The sequence below is a fragment of the Paeniglutamicibacter sp. genome (genome assembly GCF_046714615.1).
Classification (GTDB): Bacteria; Actinomycetota; Actinomycetes; order Actinomycetales; family Micrococcaceae; genus Paeniglutamicibacter.
In genome coordinates this window covers 1-7,461 of record NZ_JBKKAP010000153.1, presented here as the reverse complement: position 1 = coordinate 7,461, position 7,461 = coordinate 1, and the positions used below count along the sequence as shown (strand labels likewise).

Genomic DNA, 7,461 nt, shown 5'->3' with positions numbered 1-7,461 from the left:
ACCGCGTTCTAACGCGGTTGTCGCCGGAGCTCACGATCCAGGTAGGTCGGGCAGGTCATTTTCGGGGTGAGGCGGATGTCCCTTGGCAGGCCATATGGTTACTGCCGATGAGCGGCTTAACCGAAGAGGCCGCTTTGCAGAATGTTGATGACGGCGGGTCCGAGAATGACGATGAACAACACCGGAAAAATACACAACAGCAGTGGAAAGAGGACTTTTACGGGCAGCTTCATGGCTTTTTCTTCGGCCCGTTGCCGGCGCTTGACACGCATTTGTGAAGCCTGCACTTTTAGTACCCTAACGATGCCAATCCCATAGCGGTCGGCTTGAATCACTGCACGTACGAAGGATTTCAGGTCAGCTACGGAAGACCGCTCGGCCAGAGCCATGTAGGTCTCTGCTCTCGAGCGCCCTAGCTGCATTTCCTGCAACGCCCTACTCATTTCCTGGGCCATCGGGCCGGGGCTGTTTGACGCTACCCTTGCCATGGCAGATTCGAAGCCAAGCCCGGCCTCGACGGAAATTAGCAGTTGGTCAAGAACATTGGGTAGCTCTAGTTGAATGGCTTCCTGGCGCTTGATCCCAGCGTTGTATACCAACAGATCCGGTAGGAAAAAACCCAGTACTAGCAAGGCTATTGCCAAGATGAACAACTGCAGGACAGGGCTCATCAGGAATGCTAGGAAGCCTAATCCACCCAAAACCAAGGCTGATATGGGTTTCGAAACTATTATCCGATCTAGGGGCCATGATGAGGGGCGGCCGGCCATGGCCAGTAATCGATCCAGTTTTGCTGCGTAGGTTCCGGATACAAGATGGCGAGCTAAGGCGCTGAACTCGGATACCCTAGCCGCTTCTTCGCCAGGATGTAGCTGTGTCCTGCTTAGATTTTCCTTGATGAGTACCAGTTGGTTGCGGTCCACCGACACAAAGCTCCAAGTCAGGTATGCTAGCGGAAGTGCCAGCAAAGCAATAGCCGCCCAACCTATGAGTTCGATCCCCATGTTGTCCACCCTCCTAGAACTTGATTTGAATTGTGCGGCTCATCCAAAATGACCCAATGCCCAGCATGATCACTGCGACTATGGACATGAGTATGCCTATTGGATGCGTAAAGAGCATGCCGATGTACGTGGGATTGATGAACGCGAGCATCAGCCCCACGCCGACTGGCAATGCAACCAGAATGTAGCCGGAGATCTTTCCTTCAGCTGACAATGCCCTGACTTGGCCCTTGATCTGTGCCCGCTCGCGAATAGTTTCTCCAACTTGGTCCAGCACCTGAGCCAGATCGCCGCCAACCTCACGGTTGATGAGAATGGCTTCCGCAATCCAGGAGAAATCCTCGGAATCCATGCGTTGGGCAATTTCCATCATTGTTGACTCAGGGTCTCGTCCCACGCGGGCTTCGTTGACAATGCGACTTAGCTCCTCGGACATCGGTGCTTCGAATTCCTGCACCGCGGAGTCGAAGGCTCGCATGACGGAGTGTCCGGCGCGCAAGCTGCCCGAGAGCGTCATTATTAGGTCAGGTAGTTGCAGATCGAAGGCGCTACGGCGTTTGGATTGGCGCAAACTCAACACGGCCCACCCTATGACCGGTACCAACAGTGCGAGGAGAATAGCTCCCAAGGGGCCCATTGCCGCGAAGCCAAGCAACCCTGCCACGATCGAACCCGCGGACAATAGCACTAGGAATTCGGACGGTGCAATTTTCAGACCTGCACTTTCAAGGGCAGCTCGATTGAAGAGTCGTCCGCCTTGGTAACCAACGCCGCGTTCGACTGCCCCCACGGCAGCACCGCTGAAGCGCGTGAGCAGTGAGTGTCGGGTGTCGGCAACGTTTCCCTGGCGTCGGCGATCCAACCCTACGTCGGCGCTTGCCGGACGGAGAACCACCAACAGGAGCAACAAGATTGCACCCAACGCGGCTGCAATCCCTCCCATCGCGAGCAACATATTCATGATTACCGCCTCCCGACGCCGGCGACTGTGCCCCCGGTGGCAATGTTTCCAAAGATGCCCGGAGGAACCGAAATCCCCACGTTTTGGAAATGCTCGATAAACCGTGGGCGTACACCCGTGGGGATTGGCTTTCCTAGGAACCTGCCATGGGCATCAACGCCCGCACTGTAATCGAACAAGAACGCGTCCTGCAGTGTGACGATGTCACCTTCCATCCCCTGGACCTCCGTAACATGGGTGACGCGCCGAGTGCCATCCCGCAAGCGAGTCAGGTGCACGATGAGATCAACGGCTGACGCAACTTGTTCGCGGATTGCGCGCAACGGTAGGTCAAGACCCGCCATAAGCACAAGCGTTTCCAAACGCGCTATGGCATCCCGAGGCGTGTTCGCGTGGACAGTGGATATTGAGCCGTCGTGGCCAGTATTCATTGCTTGGAGCATATCCAGGGCTTCCCCGCCACGAACTTCACCAACAACGATGCGGTCAGGCCGCATGCGCAGGGAGTTTCTCACAAGATCGCGAATGGTTACCGCGCCTTTGCCCTCGATGTTCGCGGGGCGGCTTTCCAACCGGACCACGTGTTCCTGCTGGAGCTGAAGCTCGACCGCATCCTCGATGGTGACAATGCGTTCGTTGTTGGGAATGAACCCAGAGATCACGTTCAGCAAAGTGGTCTTTCCGGTTCCAGTACCGCCCGAAACAATGATGTTCAGACGGGCCTTGACGCAGGCATCAAGCAGATGAGCCATGTCGGTGCTTAGCGTCCCATAGTCAATCAAATTGCGAACGGTCAACGGCACTTGGCCGAACTTGCGAATGGTCAGGCTGGGGCCGTTGACCGCCAACGGCGGAATGATGGCATTGACACGACTACCGTCTTCCAACCGTGCATCGACAAGTGGTGACGATTCATCAATGCGGCGCCCCACGCGGGAAACAATGCGCTCAATTACCCGTCTCAGTTGTTCTTCGGAACTGAACCTCGCGTCCTCCAATTCCAGCCGACCGCCGCGTTCCACGTAGATTTGTTGGAAGTGGTTCACCATGATTTCGGATATTTCCGGGTCATCCAGGAGTCGCTGCAATGGGCCCATGCCCAAGACCTCGTCACCGATGTCCCGAATCAAGCGTCGCCGTTCTTCAGGGGAAAGCGGAACACTCTCAGCATCGATGACCTGGCTAAGTTCCTCGCGGGCCATCTTGCGGAGGGCTTCTTCTGTCATGGACGGATCGGTGATGCGTGATCCGAGCCGTTTAAACAGTTCTTCCCCGGCCCGGACCTTCAGTGCAGCCAGACCGTCGACGTTGTTGCGCTGTTGGGTCTGGGTGGTTGTGGTTCCACCCATACGAGCCAACATTCCGTTGGGTTTGGTCGAGTCTGCCCGTTCGGGTTCGATCACTGGGATCGTGAAGGGATCCGTGTATTCTGGCGCAGCGTCCTCCACGGATGGTTCGTTGTCAAGAATGGGATCTTCTTGGACAGGAACCGACACATGATCGTCCGGGCTGCCTTCTTTGCGCAAGGCATTGAGCCGTTCTGACAGATTCATTGCAGCACCTCTCTCCGGTGAGCGCTCTTGCGCAGGGCGTCCTTCGACGTAGGATCGAATCGACGCGCAAATTTGTCCAAATTGCGCCAGGCTGGCCCCCTCGATTTCTCGGCGAGAAGCGGAACGCCCTTGTTGGTGCTGAGCGAGACCGAGCGCGAGACCGGAATGACGGCGTCAATCGGCAATCCGATCGACAGCTCAACGTCCTGAACGGTTAGCCCAGCGCGCCTGTCAGCAAAGTTCAGCACGACGTGACGACCCTCTGGGACCAGCTGCAACTCGCGCAGCACCACGAGCCCGTTGTTCATACCGCGGATGCTTGGAACATCCATGCCACAGACCCAGACTGCGTCCGTTGCCATTTCAAGAGCCGCCAAAAGGTGCTCGCCTAAGCCAGGCGCTGTATCCAGCACCACGTACTGGAACTCGGCTGCAAGCTGACTCACCAAAATGGCAACCTGTTCTGCGGAGATCAGGTCGGCATCCGCTGGGTTCTTTGGCCCGCACAGTGCATAAACGCCGGATTCCCCCACACTGAGGTAGGCCTTGAGCACCATGGAATCTTGTGCCGCCGCCCCGAAAACGGCGTCGGTAATCGTGTGTTCCGGTTCCAGGTTGAGCGCACTTGCCACATCGCCGAATTGCAGGTCGAGGTCCAGGATCACGACACCCATGGGTGCGAACTTGGATAGCCCGACAGCCAAATTGGTTGCAACAGTGGTCTTGCCGACCCCGCCCTTGGGTGACATCACAGCGATGACGCGCCCACGTCGGCGCTCGGTATTGCCGTCACCCGATTGCCGGCGCCGGCTTTCGGTAGTCAGGCAGTTTCGTTCCAAAAGCAGGCGCAGTTGTTCGGGTTCGGATCCTGGCTCGGCAATGTCGCGGATGCCCGCGCGCATGGCACTCATGATGAGTTCAGAATCTGCCGGAGCGGTTAGCACCACTGAGATATCCGGGTGCAGCAGATCCATGGCAGTGGCTAGATCCAATGCAGCCGTTCTGCTGACGTCGGGTCCGAACATCAACACATCGGTCGGCTCGCCGAGGCTGCGCGCGAGTAGCTCCTGCGGTGCAAGCTGTACGGCCGCCGCCGGAATTCGCTGCAGATTGCCCGGCAATGATCCGCGAATGGCCAGCTGAACGACTTTTTCAAAGTCCGGTTGGTCGGTGAGTAACAGAAAGCGGCTCATTTGAGCACCTCGTTAATAGTGAGTGGAGTCTTGTCTCCGGAGGGTGTATCTTCGCTCTGCTTAGTGAGCCAGATGCTTCCGAATTCCTGGCTATGAATGATCTTTTCAGCCTGACGGGTATCAACGGCGAATGTCACATAGGCCGAGCCCGAGGGCAAGGCTGCTACATCCTTGCTTGACGGAGTCTCTTCCTGGGTGGCTATTTGAATGGCAGTGATCAGTACCTTGTCATAAAGAAGCTTGGTGACTTTCTCTTCCTCATCGTCCTTGTTGCCTTTCTCCTTGACCGTGTAATTGCCATACACGCCAACGACGTCTCCGGCCCTCAGCATGGACCCCACGACCCGTGCGGGTTCCAGCAGGACAGTGACTTCTTGCATTTCCTTCGGAACAGCAACTGTTCCTGGCGTGAGCAAGGATTCTTCCTCTACGAGCTTGGCGGTCAGCAAATGCTCGCCGGTCACCATGGCCTGGGAAAGAACCTTTCCGTCCTGGTCCTTGAGTGAGGAAACTGCCTCCCCGGTGACGGCCGCAGCCGGTAGCTGCTTGGTCGTCAAGAATTGCCCCAATTCCTTGACGGGTGTGCCGGCAGGTACGTCCTTTGTTGCTACGAGTACCTGAACCGGATTCAATGAAGCCTGTGCTCGCGCATCTGCCGCATTGACATATGTATAGAGAAGTACGGCACCGACAATCGCCAGAACGAGTGCGGCGATGCCCCCCAGCAGCCGTGTTTTCATGAAATGCCCCCAGACATTCTTTTTGATTGGTTCACGACGGGAAATCCATCGCAATATTGAGATTTGTATTACTCGGTCAATCCGATGATGTGACTACCGTAGTCGACGCCACCGCTGCCGAATTCTGCATCTTCGTCGTCAAATACATAGCGGACGAACTTGCCCACGAATCCAAGGTCCGAGGGCAAGTAGCCGCCGTCCTTCTGGACCTTAATGGCCTCTGCCGGCATGTAATCATCCTTGTGGCCGTTGAAAGTCCAGCCTCGAATATCAATGGCAGCGTAGGCGTAGATGCGGAACTCTCCATCACCTGTGAGCTTTCGCGAATCATCGAATACGGGCAACAAGGCAATTACTTCCTGACCTGCTTCGAGGGCCTTCTTCCATTCGGCTACTTGAGTAGAGCAGCCCGACGGAAAGCTGTTGCCGTCAACCGCAGGCTCCCACGAGCCGATGCTTGTATTTGTCGAGCAACTCCCTGCGGGTTCCGGTACTAGCCAGCCGAAACCTCCGGGAATCTCATGACCAGAAGAAGAACTGTGGCAGGCATCTGTTTTTTTCGTGTCACTGACACCGTGGCTCATGAGAAACTGTAGAGAACCATCGAATGTAGGTGAGGAGTCGACTTCGCACCTGGAAAAGGCCAGTGGAAATTTTGCACTCAGCGATTTCACCGGTCCCCAAACCGCCGTTGCGGTGGCACCGACTTCAACGTTGGAAAAGGCTGGATCCAAGATTCGAGCAAACCAGGTTGAGACTGTGTTCGTCGGCGAACCCGCTTCAGCGGCAGCAGTCTTGACAGTTACCTTGTTGTTGGTCGTATCTACCACGACGGAAGGAACCAACGAACTTGAATCGTTTGCATTATTTTCAGCAAGATGACGTGGAATGGTCGATACGGATGAACATTCAGTGTCGGACTCTTTGACGCCGCAAATCGAGGCAAGGGCTAATGCCCCGGCATCAGCGCCATTTTGCAATTGTGCCTTTTCCCAATAAAGTTTTCCAACGTCGATTGAAATGGCTGCAAAGCCCAGTAGAGCTACCATCAGGACGGCGACCAGGATGCTTGATGCACCGTCTTGAGCAGAACGATTTGCACGACTCAGTTTCTTCATTAGCCGCCACATCTCATGGCCCCTTTCCCTGTCAACGTAGTGGAGCTAAGGAAATCGAACCATCCGGTGAGTGAAGTGTAAGACCGCGTTACGGTAATGACCGCTGTAGTGCCGGCCGGACAGCTTGATGCAGGCGATGCGGTTGCCGTGACGGTTCCTAAGGACGGCGCAGCATTCTGTACTGTTGCACCGAGGTTGAAGCCGATTTTGTCGTGATGCAGCGCGTATTCTCGGGCGCCTTCTCGAGCCGCCTGAGTCAAAGATATTTGCTGATTAAAGAGGTAGCCGAATTCTACAATTCCAAGAAGAAGCGTCATCAAAATTGGTAGAATGATTGCAAATTCAACTGCTGAAGCTCCTCGTTGGTCATGCTTAAACATGCTCCTACCCTCCCCAAGTGGGCCGTGAAGCGGATGTGGTGTGAAATGAGATGGGCGGGTCGTTTCCGACCCGCCCATCTCGAACTGCGCGAGTGGATCCCGGTTGGATCGTTAGCGGCTGGTGCTACGGCTTGATTTTGTCCCCAACCTTGTCGAACATGAGGTCCAGGTTCGTGCCGATCAGGAAGACGGCGACCATGACGACGACGGCAATGCCTGCGACCATGATGCCGTACTCGACTGCGGTCGCTCCCTTTTCTTCGCGGCGAAGCTTGTTGCCGACGGTCTGCATGGCAAAGTAGATGTTTGCGAGCATGGTGTTCATGATGTTTCTCCATTTTCTACGTCAAGAAGGTGCGAAATTTATCGCCCCCCAGCGAATCATTCTTGATGAGAAATTGTGAAGGAATGAAGTGGTCCCCAAGTATCTAGACCCCATCCGATGCCTACTGCCTCTGGCAGCCCCCCAAACGGATCCCCAACCGTTGGCATCTAGCTTGGAGTCTAGGAGA

At 55.7% G+C, this 7,461-nt stretch carries 8 protein-coding genes; all 8 read right to left on the bottom strand.

Features of this window, described 5'->3' with window-relative positions:
• Window positions 1–116: 116 nt before the first annotated feature.
• The 8 genes from ACLQ7E_RS18610 to ACLQ7E_RS18575 all read right to left on the bottom strand — a co-directional run bounded on the left by ACLQ7E_RS18610 (window position 117) and on the right by ACLQ7E_RS18575 (window position 7,274).
• Complete coding sequence (locus tag ACLQ7E_RS18610) at window positions 117–1,004, bottom strand: type II secretion system F family protein (RefSeq protein ID WP_411734068.1); 888 nt, start codon at window positions 1,002–1,004, stop codon at window positions 117–119.
• Between the two features lie 13 nt (window positions 1,005–1,017).
• The gene (locus tag ACLQ7E_RS18605) at window positions 1,018–1,965 is read right to left on the bottom strand and encodes a type II secretion system F family protein (RefSeq protein ID WP_411734067.1); all 948 of its coding nucleotides are present in this window, start codon (window positions 1,963–1,965) and stop codon (window positions 1,018–1,020) included.
• A gap of 2 nt (window positions 1,966–1,967) precedes the next feature.
• Window positions 1,968–3,326, bottom strand: coding sequence for a CpaF family protein (locus ACLQ7E_RS18600; protein WP_411734069.1), 1,359 nt, complete (start codon window positions 3,324–3,326; stop codon window positions 1,968–1,970).
• 188 nt (window positions 3,327–3,514) lie between these two features.
• Window positions 3,515–4,711 (bottom strand): CpaE family protein, encoded by a 1,197-nt coding sequence (locus ACLQ7E_RS18595; RefSeq protein ID WP_411734066.1) that lies wholly within the window; start codon window positions 4,709–4,711, stop codon window positions 3,515–3,517.
• Window positions 4,708–5,451: a Flp pilus assembly protein CpaB gene (gene cpaB, locus ACLQ7E_RS18590; protein ID WP_411734065.1), complete on the bottom strand. Its 744-nt coding sequence runs from the start codon at window positions 5,449–5,451 to the stop codon at window positions 4,708–4,710. The genes ACLQ7E_RS18595 and cpaB overlap by 4 nt, the downstream gene beginning before the upstream one ends.
• Before the next feature lie 68 nt (window positions 5,452–5,519).
• A complete protein-coding gene (locus ACLQ7E_RS18585) occupies window positions 5,520–6,569 on the bottom strand; it encodes a pilus assembly protein TadG-related protein (RefSeq protein ID WP_411734064.1) in 1,050 nt (349 codons plus the stop codon).
• Window positions 6,569–6,949, bottom strand: a complete 381-nt coding sequence (locus tag ACLQ7E_RS18580) for a TadE/TadG family type IV pilus assembly protein (RefSeq protein ID WP_411734063.1) — start codon at window positions 6,947–6,949, stop codon at window positions 6,569–6,571. Before ACLQ7E_RS18580 ends, ACLQ7E_RS18585 begins: the two co-directional genes overlap by 1 nt.
• A 124-nt stretch (window positions 6,950–7,073) precedes the next feature.
• Window positions 7,074–7,274 carry a Flp family type IVb pilin gene (locus ACLQ7E_RS18575; protein ID WP_411734062.1) on the bottom strand — a complete coding sequence of 67 codons (201 nt, stop codon included), beginning with the start codon at window positions 7,272–7,274 and terminating at the stop codon, window positions 7,074–7,076.
• Window positions 7,275–7,461: the final 187 nt, after the last annotated feature.

Coding starts and splice junctions, on each gene's coding strand:
- ACLQ7E_RS18610 (WP_411734068.1), bottom strand. CDS start 1,004: ATGGGGATCGAACTCATAGGTTGGGCGGCTATTGCTTTGCTGGCACTT.
- ACLQ7E_RS18605 (WP_411734067.1), bottom strand. CDS start 1,965: ATGAATATGTTGCTCGCGATGGGAGGGATTGCAGCCGCGTTGGGTGCA.
- ACLQ7E_RS18600 (WP_411734069.1), bottom strand. CDS start 3,326: ATGTTGGCTCGTATGGGTGGAACCACAACCACCCAGACCCAACAGCGC.
- ACLQ7E_RS18595 (WP_411734066.1), bottom strand. CDS start 4,711: ATGAGCCGCTTTCTGTTACTCACCGACCAACCGGACTTTGAAAAAGTC.
- cpaB (WP_411734065.1), bottom strand. CDS start 5,451: ATGAAAACACGGCTGCTGGGGGGCATCGCCGCACTCGTTCTGGCGATT.
- ACLQ7E_RS18585 (WP_411734064.1), bottom strand. CDS start 6,569: ATGAAGAAACTGAGTCGTGCAAATCGTTCTGCTCAAGACGGTGCATCA.
- ACLQ7E_RS18580 (WP_411734063.1), bottom strand. CDS start 6,949: ATGTTTAAGCATGACCAACGAGGAGCTTCAGCAGTTGAATTTGCAATC.
- ACLQ7E_RS18575 (WP_411734062.1), bottom strand. CDS start 7,274: ATGAACACCATGCTCGCAAACATCTACTTTGCCATGCAGACCGTCGGC.